Below are 17,330 nucleotides of genomic sequence, written 5' to 3'. Positions count from 1 at the left end.
AATGCAAAGGTCGCGCGGGCAAATCGCTACCGCCTATGCTCCGCATAGTCTTTTCACGTTCGAGGGTGGGCGAGGCGCCTGTATGGCGCTGCCCACCGGTCACAATACGCGTGCCGCGCTTTCAACTGTGACAGCGCACACTATCGGTGAACAGATCCAGGAGTATTTCAGCACATGGGCTGATCGTGCCAGCAAAGGGGAAAATCTCCGTCACGATGTTCCACTTGAGCTTGCCGTCGACAAGCGCGTTATCGTCGACGGCTCAGTGCGCGTCTCGATCGGCGAGTTTGAATTCCAAATTCCAAATCGCGCCGAATACAAGCCGTTTCCCTTGGCATTCGCATGCGGTCGCTGCGGACTTTACCGGAATAGCCGAGACGCGAACACGCTCCAGCGCGACGCCGAACGCTTCAAGTCCGCGTGCCCGGAGGGTGGAGCTCGCAACTGCGCCGATGATTGGGAACAGCTCGACGTCGTTCTTGCTCACTGGTCGGGCGAGGTCGAGCCGATTACGCCGGAATACCGACACTGGCATTCTGAACGGCAGGAAATCCAGCCTATCAATAGCTGCGGCAACTGCAGCAATGATCGCTTCAAGCTCCGGCGCCCGCCAGGGCCCCTGGGCAATTGGTATTTCGAGTGTGTCTCGTGCCAACAACCTAGGCAGATTCTCCAGCGCGACCGCGAAAGTCTCAAAATTCTTGGCCCGCTTATCGACGCCAAATTGGCCACTTGGGGTGAGATCAATATGGAGCCGGTCTCGTACCGTGCTTCCGCTGCGTATTACGTGCATGGCGATCGCCTACTGGTTTTCCAGGACGACAAATACCTTGCCCAACTCAACGACAGGCAGACCGCCGATCTCGAGCGGCTGATATCTGCCCAGTACGGTTATCCGATCGCGTCCCTCGATGACTTGGACCGTGAGCGCATTCTACGAGAGGCCGGGCGCGAAAAAGAGTGGACCCACTACCGGCTGATAAAAGAAATGCTGCGGATGGCCGAAACGATGGCTGGCGTCACGGAGGGCATGCTTGAAGCCCAGCGCGAACAGATCGCACGCCAGGATGACGAATGGGCCGGATCGGTCTTCAAGGCCTATGCCCAAGCACCAGAGGCAATCGCCTCAGCCTGCCGGGGACGGCGTGATTATGTCCGCAAGCACGATCCACTGCGTATGGCCGTTGAGCATCTCACCCTCCAAGAAGAGAAGCTTCGTGGGGGCGAAATGGCCGATGGAAGGGCCGTCTCGGTCGATGTGGCTCTGCTCGATGCCTTTTTGCGACCCGATGGCCTCAGCGAAGTCGACTTGCGCCGCCAGGAGGTAGCTTCACGGCAGCGGTTGGCGCTCCTCGGTATCTCCGAAATGCGGCTCCTTCGCGGTGTGGGCATTTGTGAATACAGTTTTGCCTATACTCGCACCTCGGCAGCGCCGGTGGTGATGCGCGACAAGGCAGGCGATGCTGAGATGCCGGTTCGGCTCCGGCTCTTCGATAAAGTCGAGGTTTCGGATGATTCAAAGCATCCGATCCTGTGCTCGGTTCAACAGAACGAAGGGTTCTACATCAAACTTGACGAGGATCTCGTTCGCCAATGGCTGACCGCCAACAACATACTGCTTCCACCAGCGGCGAGCAGCGTGCGGCTCGGTGGCCAGCTCATTGAGAATTTCCACGCACTGGACGGCGACCGAAACACCCGCTTCACCCGCTTTCTGGATGAGTATCGCCGTGAAGGCGCCTTGCCGCGCCAAGCTTATCCATACGTGTACACTCTGCTGCACACCATGGCACATCACCTGATCGACACATGCTCTTCTATGTCCGGCCTCGACCTCGGCTCGTTCGGTGAGCACCTGTTCGTGCCAGACTTGGCTTTCCTGGTGTACCGTCGGGGAACCACTATGGATCTGGGTAACCTCTCTTCGATGTGGCGCGACCAGGGCGATCCAGACGTGGGCAACCATGTGCTCGAGCACATGCTCACCCCCTCGAGCCTGCGCTGCGGATCAGAAAGTGTCTGCAACCATCGTGGTAGCGCATGCCCCGACTGCGTTCTTATTCCTGAGAACGCTTGCATCACCCGGAACGAGCTCTTGTCTCGTTCTGTCTTAGTCGGGCGCGGCAAGCCGCGTTTCGACAGCACACCGGGGTACTTGGTTGGCTATCTGGACATCGCTGCTGGCCGCCCATGACCTCGATCACTGCGTTGGGAATAGATGTCGGCCGATCACTCATTGCGACCCTTGGACAGGACTGTGGTACTGCGGCGGCGCTGGCCGAGCGGCTTGAGCAAGGCATCCAGTCGATAACGGCCGCAACCCTGAGCGGCCGATTTTCGGTAGCGTCTGTCGAGAGAGTGGCGCGCAATTTCGAGAATCGAGGATGGCTTCGCAAAGACGGTTCGGCTTGGCGCCTCACTCAAATGCCTATCCCCAGAGGTTTGTCGAGCTATCTCGCCGGCGCTGCTGAGATGCGCATACAGGTATTGGCAGAGGCTGCATCGGTGGCTGTCGTGACACTGCCGGCTGCACCCAGCAGATTGACCCAAGTCCTGCCGATCGAGGGACCGGTTCATGCCAGCATGGAATCAACCGACAACGAAATCACTCGAATCGCCCAATCTGCCGTGACCTCAATCACGATCATGAGCCCGTTTGTGAACAAAGTAGGTGCAGAATTTGCAATGCGCGCCTTTGATCAAAGCCAGGCAAAAGAGAAGACACTGGTCACACGGCTGGCGGGAAATACCGGCCACGTTGTCAGACCCTTGCTGACCGAGATGAACCGACGAGGCATACGTGTCCTGGATTATTTCATCCCGGCCGGTGAAGGTTATGAGACCTTCCACGCCAAGGTCGTTGTTGCCGATGGCGATCTTGCTTACGTAGGCAGCGCGAACATGACCATGTACAACCGGCATTCGATGGAGCTCGGCATCATCGTGAAGGGCAAGGCAGCCCATGCCGTTGCCGCGCTGGTACGCAGTGTGCAGCGGATCGCTATCCCCGTGGGAGTGTCATGAATGCTCCATTCACCTTCCGCAGGGATGGCACCGGAAGAACGTGTCACCCGTATCATGAACATGCACCGTCGCGACAAGGAGGGCACGGCCCTATCTGCCAGCTTGTCGATTGTGCACCAAACCTGCTCGGTCGAGGCAGCCGAGCTGCTCTCTGGCTTTGATGCAGCATGGATGGACTATGCCGCCGCCAGCGTCTACGCGGCACTGATGGGCAAAGAGCGCAGGAAGAAGCTCGGCGCCTATTTCACCCCGCCAGGCCTCGTCCGCTATCTGCTGGGCCGTGCCGCCGACTTTGGTGTCGACATCACCAAGGAACGCGTTCGCGACCCCGCTGCCGGTGGTGCCGCTTTCATAGTTCCAATCGCTCGAGAGATGGTGAAGCGCTGGCGCGAAGCCGGCAAGGGCGATAGCGACATCATTGAAATGTTGTCGTCCCACTTAATGGGCCGCGAGATTGATCCTGATCTCGCCAAGCTTGCCAACGCACTGCTGCATCGTTGCTTAACCGTTGAATACGGTATGGCCCCCGCGTTGGCCGGCACCCTTGAGCTGATCGCCACCGGGGACAGCTTGGCGGCTGATGTCGACGACAAGGCCGATCATGAGATTGGCAATCCACCATTTCTGCGTTTGGCGGCGAAGGACGCCCCACCTGAAGCTTCCCGGTATGACGACATCGCCGCTGGGAGACTGAATCTATATTCCGTGTTCGTGCGCCGCGGTCTTGCCGCTCTGCCCCCTGGTGGAATCCTCGCCTATATCATCCCGGCCTCTTTCATTGGCGGCCCTGAGTTTAGGCGCTTTCGACTACGCATTCGTCAAATGGCCGAGGTCATGGCCGTTGACATGATCGAGGGAAGGCAGACCGTTTTCACCGATGTTGTGCAAGACACCTGCGTGCTCGTACTGCGGCGCCGTGAGATTGAGTGCGAGAGATTGGATGCGGAAACCGCGTTGTCCAATTTTGTTTCGGGGGCCGGTCAGGTTCTGTCGGAGGGTGAAGTCAGCCTGCCGGCTGGTGATGGCCCTTGGGTGTTGCCGGGGGAAGCGCAGCACCTCCCCTCGACACTGGCCGACTGGGGGTACACCCCTCGGATCGGCTATCTCGTGGCAAACCGACAACAGGAGCGAATCCACGAGACCTGTGGGAAGGGACGTGTACCGCTGATCTGGGCCAAGGCTATCGGCCAGGATGGGTCTTTTGATTTTGAACGTGGCGCCCTTCTACGCAAGCATGGTTGGGTCGACGTGCCAGCAGGCGCCAATTATCTCGTTGAAACAGGATGTGTTGCCATCCAGCGCACTTCTGCGCGCAATCAAAAGCGTCGGATCACGGCGGCCGAGATCCCGCATGATTTCGTGATCAGACACTGTGGGATCGTTGCTGAAAACCATGTGATCCTTTTGGTCCCTACCCGTGATGATCCAGTACCGGCACGCCAACTGGCAGCTGCGTTGAATTCCTCTGCCGTGGGGAAGCAGCTGGATCGCATGTGTGGCTCTGCATCCATTCCGGCCCGCCTGCTATCAGTGCTGCCGATGCCCCTTCCCCCGGGGCCCTAGTGTTCCACAACGTCTTCTATCGCTTGAAGCGCACTTTTGACCCGAAGTGGCGGCAGGATTGGAGGGGTAACCAAACGGCAGCCTGTCGAGAGGCAGCACCGTACGGGCCACCTTCGCCCGCAAGGCTGAAATACCAAGGCTGAAAGATAGTAATCGACTGTGCGAGACAGAAAGTTCGAAAGCTGCCGGGAACCAACAACTGATATGGTGGTGAAATTGGTCCTCAACTTTTTTGCTCTCTAAGCTTCCGAGAGGTCCGGCCGCGCAATGCCCACCGACAGCCAGTACATTCTCGAAAGCATCCAGCAGGGATGCGCGACGCTTACCGATGACGAGTTCGTCATCGACAGGCTGGTAAAGTATTTCGGCAACGGGAGGATCCGGTGGCACGTCGAATTCCGTGGGCATCGCATCGAGCTGACGACGGGGCAGATCAAGAAGCAGACGACTTTCCGCAGGAAGATCCTCGAACAGGCCGGCGTGCTGCCACCGCAGCGTGCGGGGGCCACCTACCGGCGATGGGCACTCGACCTCAGGAAGAATGCCATCGAGCTTCCCTGGCGCGAGAGGCCGGTCGATCCCGGTTTCGCCATCGACAGGCTCACCAGCCACGGAGATGGGCGCTGGACGGTTGAATACCAGGGCAAGTTAATCAAGTTCACGACGACCAAGCTGCGCAGGCAGGTCAGTTTCCGCAAACGCATGCTGGCCAAGGCCAAGGTGCTGCCGCCGCAACTGGACGCGCGTGCCTATCGGAAGTGGATGGACTGGCTTATTCAAAACGCCACCGAGTCTGCGCCGTCGGCTGGCGATGCCTCGATGACGGAGAAAAGCTGGCTTGACGACCTGCCGGAGCTGGCCGGTTGGAAGGATGAGGCACCGCCAGGCGACCATCGCGTGGACTGATGCCGACATGGGAGACCTTCAGGGAGAGCTCCGCCAAGCCGCTTCACCGATCAGCTTTGGCGATGCGGATCGTCGGGCTCGAACGTGCCGCCTATGCCGCCACCCATCCCGCCCATGCCCATTCCGCCGCCTCCGCCGCCGCTGCCGCGACCGGCACCACTCTCCCGGTCACCCTTGCCCCTGCTGGTCCCCGATGAAGGCCGGGTCGGGCCTTGCATGGGTATCTCGAGATCGGACGGGATAGGGTCGAGGCTCAGCGCCTCGCGAATGAAATCGCGCAGCGAGACGACGAGCTCGTGGATGTGCACCGGACGCCCCGCGATAAGTTCTCGTATTGCGCGCTCGGCCAACCGAACCTGTGCTTCGGTTCCAAGCAGAAGGATGTCCGACAGGGCTGCTTCGACAGCATCACGAATCCGTCTTGTCCGCTCGGATCCCGTTACACCGCTATCCGCCAGTTCGCTTTCAGCGTCTCCAGCGGACTGGGCACGTCGCTTCAAATCACGCAGGTGGGTCGGGTCGACGGAAAGATTGCCCGTAAAGGATCCGCCCAGCGTCTTGTAGGCAGCGATCAGGACGCGCAGGCGCTCGTTGATCTGCCGGTTCATGCGCTCGCGGCGCTGCTGGATCGTCATCATCATCAGCAAGCGAATGCCCATGCTGATGAGCGTGAACAGCGCCAGCCCAATGAATGTGACGAGGACGCTGTGCCAGGAACTGAAATCCAGATTGTGCAAATGCGCCTCTATCGTCGGCGCGGGGTCTTGCGGGCAAGCCGCCGCACCGCCTGTGCGTTGAGCGGGCCGAGCAGACGCGTCAGGCTGGCCTCGATCTCCCGTGCCTCCTCCAGCATCCAGGCAACGATATCGGCGCAGCGCTCCTGCGTCATGCGGCTGGTGATCGCCCCAACGCCGAGAGCGGCCACGGCGTCACCGTTGGCGCCGAGAATAGGCGCACCTATGGCCGTCATGCCGGGCGCGACGCGGCCGGGATTGTAGGCGAACCCCTTGCGGCGCGTTTCTTCCACGAATTCGAACAGCTCCGCCGAAGTGAAGCCCCACGCCGCCTTCACCGCGGTCGCGTTGACCGCAATGGCGCGGCTGATGAACTCATCGCTCTGAAAAGCCAGCAGCGCCATGCTTCCAGCGCCGACGCCGAGCGGCCTGCGGTCACCCACGTCGAGGGTCAGTGTCTTGATCGGATAATCGCCTTCGAAACGCTCGACGCAGATCGATTCGTAGTCACGCCGGATCGACATATAGACCGTGTCGGCGGTCCGTTCGGTCAGGCGCTCCATCGACGGCTGGGCAATGTCGCGCAAACTGTAGCGATTTGCCGCGATGGCTCCGAAGTGGCTGAGATCCATGCCGAGGAAATAAGCTCCGGAAGCGTCGTCCTGTTCCAGAAATCCGACTTGTGTCAGCGCGCCCAGGAAGCGATGGGCGGTCGAGCGGCTAAGGCCTGTCGCCTCGGCCACGTCCGCCAGCTTGGCGCCCGAAGTGCCCATGCCGGCCACCACGCGCAACGTCATCGCCGCCCGCTCCAGGCTCTGCATGCCTTGCATTGATTCCTTCTGCTGCATGCGCCCTTGCCAGTTTCACCAAACGGGACCGAATATCGGCTGCCGAGATTGCACAGTCAAGCAATCCAGCGCACGCGCATCCAACCGCGCATCGAAATCAATCGGCTGCGTGCACCATTTCCGGCATGCGCAGCAGTTCTGCCAGACAGGCCATGAACTCGCTCGCTGGCAGCCCGCTGATGACGCGATGGTCAAAGCTGAGGCTCGCGCCCATCAGCCTGCCGACGCCGAGCTGGCCGTCCCTGACGACAGGGGCTTCCCGCACACGGCCGAGCGCCAGTATGCCGCTTTGCGGGTGGTTGACCAGCGGCGTCTGCCATAGCGTGCCGGGAACGGAGCCGACATTGGAGACCGTGAAGGTGCCGCCGCGCACATCGTTCAGCGAGACTTTGCCCGCGACCGCGGCGGCGGCCAGCCTGTTCGATTCCTGCGCGACCTCAATGATTGTCATGCTGCCAGCGTTACGGATCACCGGCACGATCAGATTGCCGTCCGGCAGGGCGACGGCCATGCCGATATTGACCTCGTCGAGCAGCTGAATCCCGTCCTCGCCTATCGTGGCGTTGAGCAGGGGAAAGCGCTGGAGGGCCACGGCGACGGCCTTGATCACGATCGGCGTGAGGGTGAGCCTGATCCCCGCTTCGGCCGCCGCCGCGTCGAGCATTTCCCTTTTGAAAGTCAGCAAGGCATCCATCTCCAGATCGGCGAAGACGGTGACGGAGGGGACCTGCTGATGGCTCATCACCATGTGTTCGGCGACGGCCCGCTTCATGCCCGTCAGCGAAACCGTTTCCTTGATGCGCACGCCCTGTTTCGACTTTGGCTCGCCACTCATTTTCGTCTCCAAGGCGTAATAGGCAGGGAAAATTGCCCCTGCCCCCGGTCAGTTGGATCGCTATCTTTTTGTCTTTACGCAGTTCCGGACCGAAAGCTCTCCGCCCCTTTCCCGCAATTGGCCTAGAGCGAATTCTGCACCTTCAGGACGGAAGCCCTGACGATGTCGACGATTTCGTCCAGGTCGCTTTCGCCGCATATGAAGGGCGGGGCCAGATTCATATGGTCGCCGAGCACACCGTCGATGCCGCCCCTGCCAGCGCCGACGATCAGACCGGCGGTGAAGGCGGTGTCAGCGATCTTGCCGGCAACATTGGCCGAACTCGCGAAGGGCTGGCGGGTCTTCTTGTCCTTCACGAACTCGATGCCCATGAAGAAGCCCTTGCCGCGAATGTCGCCGACGATGTCGAGCTCGTACAGTTCCTGCGCCTTTTCGAAGAAATAAGCGCCGAGCTGAGCCACGCGGTCGACCAGCCCGTGATCCTCGATGTATTTGAGCACTGCGCTGCCTACTGCACATGACAGCGGATTGCCGCCGAAAGTGTAGCCGTGGGAAAATCCTCGGCCGGTGCGGAACGGCTCGAACACTTTTTCGGCCACGATGACCGCGCCCAGTGGGGAATAGCCGCTGCTCAGCCCCTTGCCGGTACAGATGATGTCGGGCACGACGCCCCAGTGGTTGATACCGAAATTCTTGCCGGTCCTGCCGAAGCCGGTGATGACCTCATCCACGATCATCAGGATATCGTAGCGATCGCAAATCTCGCGGATGACCTTGAAATAGTCGTCCGGCGCGGTGAGGCCACCGCCGGCAGCTCCAACAATCGGCTCGGCGATGAAAGCGGCGATGTTTTCCGGGCCTTCGCGTTTGATGATCGCTTCCAGATCATGCGCGCAGGGCATATTGCAGCTCGGATATTCGCGCTCGAACGGGCAGTGATAACAATTGCAGGCCGCGATCTTGGGAAAGTCCTGGAGCAGCGGCGCGAACAGGTCGCGACGCGATCGCATGCCGGTCATAGACAGAGAGCCCAGCGTGTTGCCATGGAAGCTGCTCCAGCGTGACACCACCTTGTATTTGGAGACGCTGCCCCTCTCCAGGTGATACTGGCGTACCAGCTTCAGCGCCGTCTCGGTCGCCTCCGAGCCACCCGAGCACATGAATATCTTGGTCATTCCCGGAGGCGCGAATTTCGCGATCCGCTCGGTCAGTTCCATGTGTGGCTGGTTCTTCCAGTGGAAGGGATGCGCGAAGCACACCTTATCCATCTGGGCCATGGCCGCCTCCCTGATCTCGGGAACGCCATGGCCGATGCTGACGACACCGACGCCGCCCATGCCGTCGATGTAACGTTTGCCGGCGACATCGTAGCAATAGATGCCTTCGGCACGCTCGATCACCGGATTGACCGAGCCGGCGCTGCGGAAGAAGATGTGGCTATCTGTGGGTATGTCCTGCGCGCTTGCGTTCGACATCACCTTGGCTCCATCACGCGGTGAACCGTTTCGACGATGGTCTGGACGCTTGGCATCGCCGCCCGGGAAAGCGGCAAGGCGAAGGGGCGCGGCGTGTCCTGAAGGCCGATCCGCGCAATGCGCACCTTGCCCCCCAGTTCCTCGGCCACAGTGGCGGCCAGGTCCGCCAGCGGGTCGCTGGTCTTCCAGGTCTCGGATGCGACGACAAGCCGGCGCGTCTTGGCAACCGAGCGCAGCACCGTCTCGCGGTCGAGCGGCACGATGGTGCGCGGATCGACGACTTCGACCGAGATGCCGTCCTTTTCCAGCTGCTCGGCGGCTTTGAGAGAATGCTGCACCATCATCGCGGTTGCGACGATGGTGACGTCGCCACCCTCGCGCTTGACGTCGGCCTTGCCTAGCGGAACAACGGCATCGTCTTCCGGCACTTCCTGGCGCGAGGCATGGTAGATGCCCATATGTTCGAAGAAGACGACCGGGTTGTTGTCACGTATTGCCGCCTTCATCAGGCCCTTGGCATCGCGCGGGCAGGACGGCATCACCACCTTGATCCCAGGCACGCTGGCCACCCAGGCCTGGTAGTCTTCGGAGTGGCCGCGATGCGGCCCGGCACCAAACAGCACGCGCACCACCAGCGGCACACAGGTCTGCCCATCGGACTTGTACCACATCGCTGCGGCATCGCAGGCGAGCGGCGTGATCGTAAGGCCGAGAAATTCCGCGAACATGATCTGCACGATCGGGCGCATACCGCCGAGCGCCGCCCCGATGCCGGCGCCCATCATCGCTGCCTCGCTGATCGGCGTTTCGATGACGCGGGCAGGTCCGAAGCGTTCGCCAAGACCTTTTGCCGAGTGCATGGCGCCGTTGTAGACGGGGCCGATGTCCTGGCCGAGATTGAACACGCGCTGGTCGCGCTCCATCTCCTCGGCAATGCCGGCCACGACCGCTTCCTGGAACGTAAGCTGGCTCATTTCACACCTTCGAGCACTTCATTATTGCAATACAGATCGTCGGGCCCGAGCACTTCCAGCGTCGGGTCCGGATCGGCCTGGGCTTCCTCGATCGCCGTCATGATCTCGCGGCTGGCCCCCTCCTCTATCTCGGCCACCTGGCTTTCGGAGAGAATGCCGCGTTGCTGCAGCGTGGCCTTGATGCGCAGCAGCGGGTCCTTCTTCAGCCACGCCTCGCGCTCCTCAGGGGGCTGGTAGCCATTGGCATCGGCGCTGTAATGACCGCTGATGCGATAGGTGCGGGCGTCTATGAGGGTGGGGCCCTCGCCGGCACGGGCTCGGGCCACCGCCGCCTGCACCGCCTGGTGCACCGCCACCACATCGTTGCCGTCCACCTGTACGCCGGGCATGCCGTAGCCCGCGGCGCGATCAGCCACCGAGGCGCATTTCAGCGCATATTCGGTGCGCGTCGACATGGCGTAGCCGTTGTTCTGGCAGACATAAATGATCGGCAGCGAAAGGCAGGAGGCAAGGTTGAGGCTTTCATGGAAGGCACCGAGATTGCTGGTGCCCTCGCCGAAGCTCGTTACCACCACGCCCTTTTGCGCCTGCATCTTCAGCGACAGCGCGAGGCCCGTGGAGATGTTCATCGGATTACCGAGCACGCCCGAGAACATGCCAAGCGTGTTGAACTTCAGCGGCAGACAGATATCGCCCCGCACCCGGCCACGCGAATAGGACGTGACCTTGCCGAGCACACCGGCCACCAGCTTTCGCAACTCGGCGCCGCGCATATGGGCTGCAAGCAGCGCGCCGCGATAGTGCGGAGCGATGTAGTCGCGCTCGCCCAAACCGAAGAATGAGCCGACGACAACGGCCTCCTCACCGACGCCGGGATGGAAACCCGGCAGCTTCGTCATCTGGCGCTCCAGCTCGCGGCCCTTGGCCACGAGGTGATAGAGCGAAATCAGCAGATTATCCTCGATTTTCAAGAGAGTTTCTCCTCCGAGTGGTATCGGGGCCGGGCGATCAGCCGGCAGTGTCGATGCGGGCAACGACCGTACCCGGAGCGACTTCTTCGTCCGCTTCGTGCAGGATCTCGACCAGCCGGCCGACGATGCTGCATTCGACCTCGATATTGACTTTCTCGCTCATGACCTCGAGCAGGACGTCGCCGTCGGCGATGCCTTCTCCTACACCCTTGCGCCACGTGACGATGGTGGCGGCGGGCACTTCGGGCCCGAGCTCCGGCAGCGGAAAGTCTACGATCATCGAACTCATCCTCGTATCAATGTGGTGAAGGGCGCTCCCACAGGCCTGAAGGCCGACGGCAGGCAGGTGCCACGCCTTGTTCTGTCTCCCGCGACGCTCGGCCGGTGGGTCAAGCCAGCACGGCGCTGTCCGGCAACGTCTCGCCGGTCAGCGTCTCGAAGCGAGACAGAAGGTCCGGCACGGTGAGACCCTTCTTCTGTTCCTCATCGAGATCCATGGCGATCCTGCCACGATGCATCAGGATCAGCCGGTCGGAATGCTTGATGGCGTGGCCCATGTCGTGCGTCACCATCAGCGTCGCGATGCTGCGTGCCCGCACGATGGCCTCGGTCTGCTCCATCACCAGCCTGGCCTTGGTCGGATCAAGCGCCGAGACGTGCTCGTCGAGCAGCAAGAGACCTGGATTGCGGGACGTCGCCATCGCCACCGAGACAGCCTGGCGCTGGCCACCGGACAGGGTACCGGCGAGGGCGTCCAGCCTGTCCTCCAGCCCCATGGAGAACTGGGCCAGCGCCCGGTGCGCGATCTCGCGCACCTTCGTGCCGGCGGCCCGCTTCAGGTTGAAGGAGCGCGCCTGGCCGGCGTCAGCGAGAGCGAAGTTCTCAGCGATGGTCAAGGCGGAGAAAACGTTGTGCTCCGGGTTCTGCCGGACCAGCGCCACTCGCCCTGTCCGTTTCCAGGAAGGCAGATCGGTGACGTCCTCGTCCTGGATCAGGATACGGCCTGCATCGGGCAGTTGGCTGCCCGCTATCATGGAAAGCAGCGTCGACTTGCCCGAACCATTGGAGCCGACCAGTGCCACGATGGTTCCTGCTGCGATGGTGAGATCAATGTGGTGCGCAGCCGTCACGATCTCGTTGCGGCCAAACCCCTTGAACCGCTTTTCGCAGCCCTTGACTTCGAGCGCCGGCGGCTGGTGCCTAGGTGATGTTGACGACACGATCATTCTCCAGATATTCGAGCCGGTCGCGGGCGTTCTTCCTGGCGGCAGCGGTTCCGGGAAAGGCCAGCATTCCCAGGCCGTGGCTGCGTATGACGATGATGGCGAACACGACCAGCGCCGTGACCAGCTTGACGAAGTAGGGTGGCAGGCCGAGCTTGAGCGCCAGCGTGACGACCACGCGGTAGACCAGTATGCCGAGCAGCACGCCGAGTATGGACGGCACGATCTTCGGCGTCTTGAACACGCTCATGCCGATCATCAGCGCTGCAAGGCCGACCACGATCACGCCGGTCTGGATCGACACGTCCATGAATCCCTGGCTCTGCACCACGAGAGCCCCCGAAGTGGCCGCCAGGCCGTTGGCGATGACGAGGCCCATTATCTGGCGAAATTCGGTGCGGATGCCGAGGCTGCGCGCTGTCTGGATGTTCAGGCCAGCCGCCCGCAGCGACAGCCCGTAATTGGTGTGCAAGAACCAGATCAGCCCCGCTGCCACGATGAATGAAGCACCGGCGCCGACGACAATTGCTGCGGCCTGGGTGGAAAGGCCGAGATCCTCGACCCAGGTGAAGATCGTCGGCTGGCTGAGCAGGGAGATATTGCCCGCGCCCATGATGGCGAGGCTGACAGACCAGGCGGCGGTGGTCATCAAAATGCCCGCCAGGAGTACATTCATGCGCAGGTAAACATGCAAAAGCCCGGTTATGAGACCGGCCGTGCAGCCGCTCGCCATGCCAACGAGGAGTGCGGAAGCTGGATCGAGGCCTCCGACGAGCAGGGCTGCCGTGGTGGCGCCGCCGATACCGAACGAACCTTCCAGTGTCAGGTCCGGCAGGCTGAGAACGTTCAGTGCAAAGTATATCCCTAGCGCGAGCGGGCCATAGATCAGCCCGACCTGCGCGCCTATCAGCAAGATGCTCAAAGGTTCGCCTCCAGATAAGCAGTCGACTCAATAGGTGCGCGTTGCCCGACTCATGACCTCTTCGGGAATCTCGATCCCGAGTTTTTTGGCCTGAGTGAGATTGACCTCGAAGCCGTGGGCGTTCGGCACGACGACGGGTATCTTCGCCGGATTTTCTCCATCAAGTATCCGCTTGACCGTCCTCGCCGCCAGTTCGCCGACCTCGACATAGCTGTAGGATCCGGAGAGCAGTGCGCCTTGGCTGACAGCTTCGCTCAGGCAGCCGAACACCGGGATCTTCGAGTCGTTGGTGACCTTCAGGATGCCGGCGATGCCACTCATGGTGGTGGAGTCGCCAGGCAGTTCCACGGCCTCGACCTTGCCCATCAGTGACTGCGCTGCCTGCGTTGCCTCACCGGCATTGGCGATGGAGGCGATCACGGGCGTGAGTCCGCGCTTCTCCAGATGCGCAATAGCGCGCTTGGCCAGGAAGTCACCGGCCGGGTCGCCGGCCTTGTAGATGAGGCCGACGTTCTTCATGTGCGGCAGCACCTTGGTCATGGCGTCGATGTCAGCCTCCACCGGGGCCGGATCGGCAATGCCAGTGAAATTGGTGCCGGGCTCCTCGAACGACTTGACCAAGCCGGCTTCAATCGGCGTCGATGAACCGACAAAGACCACGGGGATGGTCGAGGTCAGCTTGCGGAAGACCTGGGCCCCCGGGGTGGCGATGGCGACGATGACGTCGCAATTGTCGCTGACAAACCCCTGCGCCAGCGTCTGCTGGGTGGCGGCGTCGCCTTCAGGGTTCTGGATGACCATCCCGTCTATCGGTACGCCTTCCTTCTTCAACCCGTCCTTGAGGCCGTTCAGGATGTCCTCGATAACGCTCGCCGTGGCATATTGATTGACACAGATTTTCGGCCCCGCCTGCGCGCTTGATGTCGATGCATCAGCCAGCAAAAGCGCAAGCAGAATCGTCGAGCCTAAAAGGCTCGCAAGACGTGACTTCATTTTTCTCCTCCCGGTGGCGGCAAGGGAGGGCCTAGCCCCTTCCCACGCCACACATTCCCGCCCGGACATGCACTCTTGGCACGTTACCTGCCCTTGAGTTTGCTCCGTCAGGCGTTCCCTATGATCTTCGTTTTTGTTATATTGTCCCTATGGATGAGACTGAATACTACCTACCGGGACAAATTTAGAATGTCAACCGTTCGGCTTTGATCTCGGGAGGCCAACCCTGTGATCATTTTGACAGGCGCCGGCGGCATGATCCTGAGTTGGCGACACTCAATCGCGCAACCTGCGCCCAATACGCTGCGTGACGTCAGTGCCATGTCCCGGCGGCAGGCCGGCTGTCCGCACCAGTTACCGTGACAGCATCGCCTGCCAGGACCGTGCGCACCGCCATTGTGACTGCTCGACCTGCGGCAAGAGGGCAAGACAGCCCGCAAGAGCCCGCCGGGTCCAAAGCTTGGTACGCTGATCCTCGATCCTTTCCCTCGCGATCTGCTCGAGTGCGGAGATTGGCCGCTCCGCCAAGATCAACAGGCGCATTGCCCAAAACGCAGCACGAAGCCGCCGATGCCGAAGAACTCCAGCAATTCGACAAAGGGGCGAGGACTGTGTTGGCAAGATGCATGTCTTGCTGAGGAGGCGTATCGGTGCGCTCAAACTGGAACGCCCACGATACTGTCATCAGGATTGCAATCGCAGAGACAACAACTGAGCAGGCAATTCGGCAGGAAGGCCCTGCCGCCCGCTGTGTTCGCTGTTTACACGAGACTGGTACGCCCAAGGGGAATCGAACCCCTGTTTGCGCCGTGAGAGGGCGCCGTCCTGACCGCTAGACGATGGGCGCAGCCGAGAACCGGCGATATAGGCTGGCCCGTCTGAAAAAGCAACAGGCTGAAACGGCAAGTTTTTGGTGCCTTCCCGGTCCGGCCAGCATTGTTTCGGTGCAGTGCAGCCCCGGACAACCGCTTCGGCAGCAACCTATCGCTTCGGCTGGATCAGATCCCAGAGATTGCCATGGAGATCGGCGAACACGGCAACCGTGCCGTATGGCTCATGGCGCGGTGCTTCACGGAATTCCACGCCGCGCGCCAGCATGGCGGCATGGTCACGTGCGAAATCATCTGTCTCGAGGAAGAAGGCGACACGGCCGCCGGTCTGGTTGCCGATGCTGGCCGCCTGCCCTGCCCCGTCGGCCTTCGCGAGCAGCAGCCGCGCCCCGCCGCCATTTTGCGGTTCGACCGTCACCCAGCGCTTGCCGCCGCCGAGGTCGAGATCGGACGTCAGCGTGAACCCGGCGCGATCGACATACCAGCGGATCGCCTCGTCATAGTCGGCGACGACCAGCGTGACCGTGGCGACCCGGCGCTCTGTGGCGAAGTCACTCATGGGGCTACTGCAGCCGCAAGGTGTAGCGGCCGATCATGCGCCGTTCGGCGATGTCGTAGACGAAGATCGCCCGGCCGCCGTCAGCCAGTTCCGCCTCGATCGACAGGCGATCACCCGAGAGCGACTGCGACAGCACCTTGGCGCCGACCGGCAGGACAATATCCCCGCTCTGCGGCTCGCCAGCGGGCGTCTGGATATCGCCGGCGATCGGCGCTGCCGGCTTGGCTGTGTAGGATTTGTAGACAAGCGCCGCCACCACGACCATAAGGGCGAAGAACAACAGGCCAAGATTGACGACCATGAAGCGGATCAGCTTCCTGCGCAGCTTGTCCACATTCGGATCGAGCGGCTTGTCTTCCTCGTCATCGGCAAGGGGCCGGGCCATGGGCGATCTATTCCGGAACTGTTTCGATGGCCGCACCTGATAACGAAGACACCGAGGAAATGATAGGGGCGGCGCCGATCGCGCTGGAAGCCGGCGAAGATGCCGCTGGCCAGCGCCTCGACCAATGGCTTGCCGCGCAGCTGGCGCCGGAGCTGTCACGCAGCCGCATCCAGGCGCTGATCAAGCAAGGGGCAGTCCGCATAGCCGGCCAGCGGATCGACGAGGTCAAGCGCAAGCTCGCCGCGGGCGACTCGGTTTCCGTGGCGATGCCGGAACCCGAGCCGGCGGAGCCGCAGGGCGAGGATATCCCGCTCGACGTTCTCTATGAGGACGACGCGCTGATCGTCATCAACAAGCCGGCAGGCCTGGTCGTCCATCCCGGCGCCGGCAACTGGACCGGCACGCTGGTCAACGCCCTTATCCATCACTGCGGCGCGAGCCTCTCCGGCATTGGCGGGGTCAGGCGGCCGGGCATCGTGCACCGCCTCGACAAGGATACCAGCGGCGTCATGGTCGTGGCCAAGACCGACCATGCCCATCGCGCCCTCTCCGAAGCCTTCGCCGACCATGGCCGCACCGGCGACCTGCAGCGTGCCTATGTCGCGCTGGTCTGGGGTATCCCGCCGCGCCCGACCGGAACCATCGACGCACCGCTCGGCCGCGCCGCCGACCGGGTACGGCGCGCCGTCGTGCCGGAACATCGCGAGGATGCCCGCCATGCCGTCACCCACTACACGGTGGAGGAACGCTTCGGCGAGGGGCAGGACAAGTTCGCGGCTGCCAGCCTTGTCGAATGTCGCCTGGAAACCGGTCGCACGCACCAGATCCGTGTGCATATGGCGCATATCGGCCACCCGCTGGTCGGCGACCCGGACTATGGCCTGGCCTTCCGCACCAAGGCCAACCGCCTGCCGGAGCCGCTGAAGAACGAAGTCGCGGCGTTTCCCCGCCAGGCCCTGCATGCACGCCTGCTTGAATTCAGCCATCCCGATACCCATCTGACGATGAGGTTCGAGGCGCCGATGCCCGGGGACATGGAGGATCTGGTCGGCGGCTTTCGAAATCTCTGAACCTGCCACCAAAAAACC

Annotated in this window: 17 protein-coding genes and 1 tRNA gene; 5 read left to right on the top strand and 13 right to left on the bottom strand. The window is 61.8% G+C overall.

The window, feature by feature from the left end; all coding sequences use genetic code 11:
- Nucleotides 1-82 precede the first annotated feature (82 nt).
- The 4 genes from ACFJIU_RS30015 to ACFJIU_RS30000 all read left to right on the top strand — a co-directional run bounded on the left by ACFJIU_RS30015 (nt 83) and on the right by ACFJIU_RS30000 (nt 5,493).
- Complete coding sequence (locus ACFJIU_RS30015) at nt 83-2,194, top strand: hypothetical protein (RefSeq protein ID WP_379066202.1); 2,112 nt, start codon at nt 83-85, stop codon at nt 2,192-2,194.
- The gene (locus tag ACFJIU_RS30010) at nt 2,191-3,024 is read left to right on the top strand and encodes a phospholipase D-like domain-containing protein (protein ID WP_379066200.1); all 834 of its coding nucleotides are present in this window, start codon (nt 2,191-2,193) and stop codon (nt 3,022-3,024) included. Before ACFJIU_RS30015 ends, ACFJIU_RS30010 begins: the two co-directional genes overlap by 4 nt.
- Nucleotides 3,025-4,587 (top strand): Eco57I restriction-modification methylase domain-containing protein, encoded by a 1,563-nt coding sequence (locus ACFJIU_RS30005; RefSeq protein WP_379066198.1) that lies wholly within the window; start codon nt 3,025-3,027, stop codon nt 4,585-4,587.
- Between the two features lie 267 nt (nt 4,588-4,854).
- Complete coding sequence (locus ACFJIU_RS30000; RefSeq protein WP_379066196.1) at nt 4,855-5,493, top strand: hypothetical protein; 639 nt, start codon at nt 4,855-4,857, stop codon at nt 5,491-5,493.
- A gap of 50 nt (nt 5,494-5,543) precedes the next feature.
- Here the strand turns inward: ACFJIU_RS30000 and ACFJIU_RS29995 are convergent, their stop codons facing one another.
- The 13 genes from ACFJIU_RS29995 to ACFJIU_RS29935 form a co-directional block, all read right to left on the bottom strand.
- Nucleotides 5,544-6,230 (bottom strand): hypothetical protein, encoded by a 687-nt coding sequence (locus ACFJIU_RS29995; protein WP_379066194.1) that lies wholly within the window; start codon nt 6,228-6,230, stop codon nt 5,544-5,546.
- An 8-nt stretch (nt 6,231-6,238) separates the two neighbouring features.
- Entirely contained in the window at nt 6,239-7,075 is an 837-nt protein-coding gene (locus ACFJIU_RS29990; protein ID WP_379066192.1) for an IclR family transcriptional regulator, read from the bottom strand.
- Between the two features lie 97 nt (nt 7,076-7,172).
- Nucleotides 7,173-7,880, bottom strand: a complete 708-nt coding sequence (locus ACFJIU_RS29985; protein ID WP_379066190.1) for a 2-oxo acid dehydrogenase subunit E2 — start codon at nt 7,878-7,880, stop codon at nt 7,173-7,175.
- Nucleotides 7,881-8,032: 152 nt separating this feature from the next.
- A complete protein-coding gene (locus tag ACFJIU_RS29980) occupies nt 8,033-9,385 on the bottom strand; it encodes an aspartate aminotransferase family protein (RefSeq protein WP_379066188.1) in 1,353 nt (450 codons plus the stop codon).
- Nucleotides 9,385-10,359 carry an alpha-ketoacid dehydrogenase subunit beta gene (locus tag ACFJIU_RS29975; protein ID WP_379066186.1) on the bottom strand — a complete coding sequence of 325 codons (975 nt, stop codon included), beginning with the start codon at nt 10,357-10,359 and terminating at the stop codon, nt 9,385-9,387. The genes ACFJIU_RS29980 and ACFJIU_RS29975 overlap by 1 nt, the downstream gene beginning before the upstream one ends.
- Entirely contained in the window at nt 10,356-11,330 is a 975-nt protein-coding gene (locus ACFJIU_RS29970; RefSeq protein ID WP_379066184.1) for a thiamine pyrophosphate-dependent dehydrogenase E1 component subunit alpha, read from the bottom strand. Before ACFJIU_RS29970 ends, ACFJIU_RS29975 begins: the two co-directional genes overlap by 4 nt.
- A 37-nt stretch (nt 11,331-11,367) precedes the next feature.
- On the bottom strand, nt 11,368-11,610 hold the full coding sequence (locus ACFJIU_RS29965) for a biotin/lipoyl-containing protein (RefSeq protein ID WP_379066182.1): 243 nt from the start codon (nt 11,608-11,610) through the stop codon (nt 11,368-11,370).
- A 109-nt stretch (nt 11,611-11,719) separates the two neighbouring features.
- Nucleotides 11,720-12,550 (bottom strand): ABC transporter ATP-binding protein, encoded by an 831-nt coding sequence (locus ACFJIU_RS29960; protein ID WP_379066181.1) that lies wholly within the window; start codon nt 12,548-12,550, stop codon nt 11,720-11,722.
- Nucleotides 12,531-13,475 (bottom strand): ABC transporter permease, encoded by a 945-nt coding sequence (locus ACFJIU_RS29955; RefSeq protein ID WP_379066180.1) that lies wholly within the window; start codon nt 13,473-13,475, stop codon nt 12,531-12,533. The genes ACFJIU_RS29960 and ACFJIU_RS29955 overlap by 20 nt, the downstream gene beginning before the upstream one ends.
- A 27-nt stretch (nt 13,476-13,502) precedes the next feature.
- On the bottom strand, nt 13,503-14,468 hold the full coding sequence (locus ACFJIU_RS29950; RefSeq protein ID WP_379066179.1) for an ABC transporter substrate-binding protein: 966 nt from the start codon (nt 14,466-14,468) through the stop codon (nt 13,503-13,505).
- Nucleotides 14,469-15,240: 772 nt separating this feature from the next.
- A tRNA-Glu gene (locus ACFJIU_RS29945) sits at nt 15,241-15,315 on the bottom strand.
- 134 nt (nt 15,316-15,449) lie between these two features.
- The gene (locus ACFJIU_RS29940) at nt 15,450-15,857 is read right to left on the bottom strand and encodes a VOC family protein (RefSeq protein ID WP_379066176.1); all 408 of its coding nucleotides are present in this window, start codon (nt 15,855-15,857) and stop codon (nt 15,450-15,452) included.
- Nucleotides 15,858-15,861: 4 nt separating this feature from the next.
- Nucleotides 15,862-16,242 (bottom strand): fimbrial protein, encoded by a 381-nt coding sequence (locus ACFJIU_RS29935; RefSeq protein ID WP_379066173.1) that lies wholly within the window; start codon nt 16,240-16,242, stop codon nt 15,862-15,864.
- Between the two features lie 26 nt (nt 16,243-16,268).
- On the opposite strand from ACFJIU_RS29935, the gene ACFJIU_RS29930 reads away from it, so the two are divergent.
- On the top strand, nt 16,269-17,312 hold the full coding sequence (locus ACFJIU_RS29930; RefSeq protein ID WP_379066170.1) for an RluA family pseudouridine synthase: 1,044 nt from the start codon (nt 16,269-16,271) through the stop codon (nt 17,310-17,312).
- Nucleotides 17,313-17,330: the final 18 nt, after the last annotated feature.

The organism is Mesorhizobium sp. UC74_2 (assembly GCF_042701485.1).
In the GTDB taxonomy this organism is placed as follows: domain Bacteria; phylum Pseudomonadota; class Alphaproteobacteria; order Rhizobiales; family Rhizobiaceae; genus Mesorhizobium.
Note: the sequence above shows the minus strand (reverse complement) of the source record. Positions and strands in the feature narration are given on the sequence as shown.

What these genes read in the sequence shown, in the direction of transcription:
- ACFJIU_RS29965 (WP_379066182.1), bottom strand. Translation starts at nt 11,610, where the DNA reads ATGATCGTAGACTTTCCGCTGCCGGAGCTCGGGCCCGAAGTGCCCGCC.
- ACFJIU_RS29975 (WP_379066186.1), bottom strand. Translation starts at nt 10,359, where the DNA reads ATGAGCCAGCTTACGTTCCAGGAAGCGGTCGTGGCCGGCATTGCCGAG.
- ACFJIU_RS29990 (WP_379066192.1), bottom strand. Translation starts at nt 7,075, where the DNA reads ATGCAGCAGAAGGAATCAATGCAAGGCATGCAGAGCCTGGAGCGGGCG.
- ACFJIU_RS29935 (WP_379066173.1), bottom strand. Translation starts at nt 16,242, where the DNA reads ATGGCCCGGCCCCTTGCCGATGACGAGGAAGACAAGCCGCTCGATCCG.
- ACFJIU_RS30000 (WP_379066196.1), top strand. Translation starts at nt 4,855, where the DNA reads ATGCCCACCGACAGCCAGTACATTCTCGAAAGCATCCAGCAGGGATGC.
- ACFJIU_RS30015 (WP_379066202.1), top strand. Translation starts at nt 83, where the DNA reads ATGGCGCTGCCCACCGGTCACAATACGCGTGCCGCGCTTTCAACTGTG.
- ACFJIU_RS29930 (WP_379066170.1), top strand. Translation starts at nt 16,269, where the DNA reads ATGGCCGCACCTGATAACGAAGACACCGAGGAAATGATAGGGGCGGCG.
- ACFJIU_RS29940 (WP_379066176.1), bottom strand. Translation starts at nt 15,857, where the DNA reads ATGAGTGACTTCGCCACAGAGCGCCGGGTCGCCACGGTCACGCTGGTC.
- ACFJIU_RS29950 (WP_379066179.1), bottom strand. Translation starts at nt 14,468, where the DNA reads ATGAAGTCACGTCTTGCGAGCCTTTTAGGCTCGACGATTCTGCTTGCG.
- ACFJIU_RS29980 (WP_379066188.1), bottom strand. Translation starts at nt 9,385, where the DNA reads ATGTCGAACGCAAGCGCGCAGGACATACCCACAGATAGCCACATCTTC.
- ACFJIU_RS30010 (WP_379066200.1), top strand. Translation starts at nt 2,191, where the DNA reads ATGACCTCGATCACTGCGTTGGGAATAGATGTCGGCCGATCACTCATT.
- ACFJIU_RS30005 (WP_379066198.1), top strand. Translation starts at nt 3,025, where the DNA reads ATGCTCCATTCACCTTCCGCAGGGATGGCACCGGAAGAACGTGTCACC.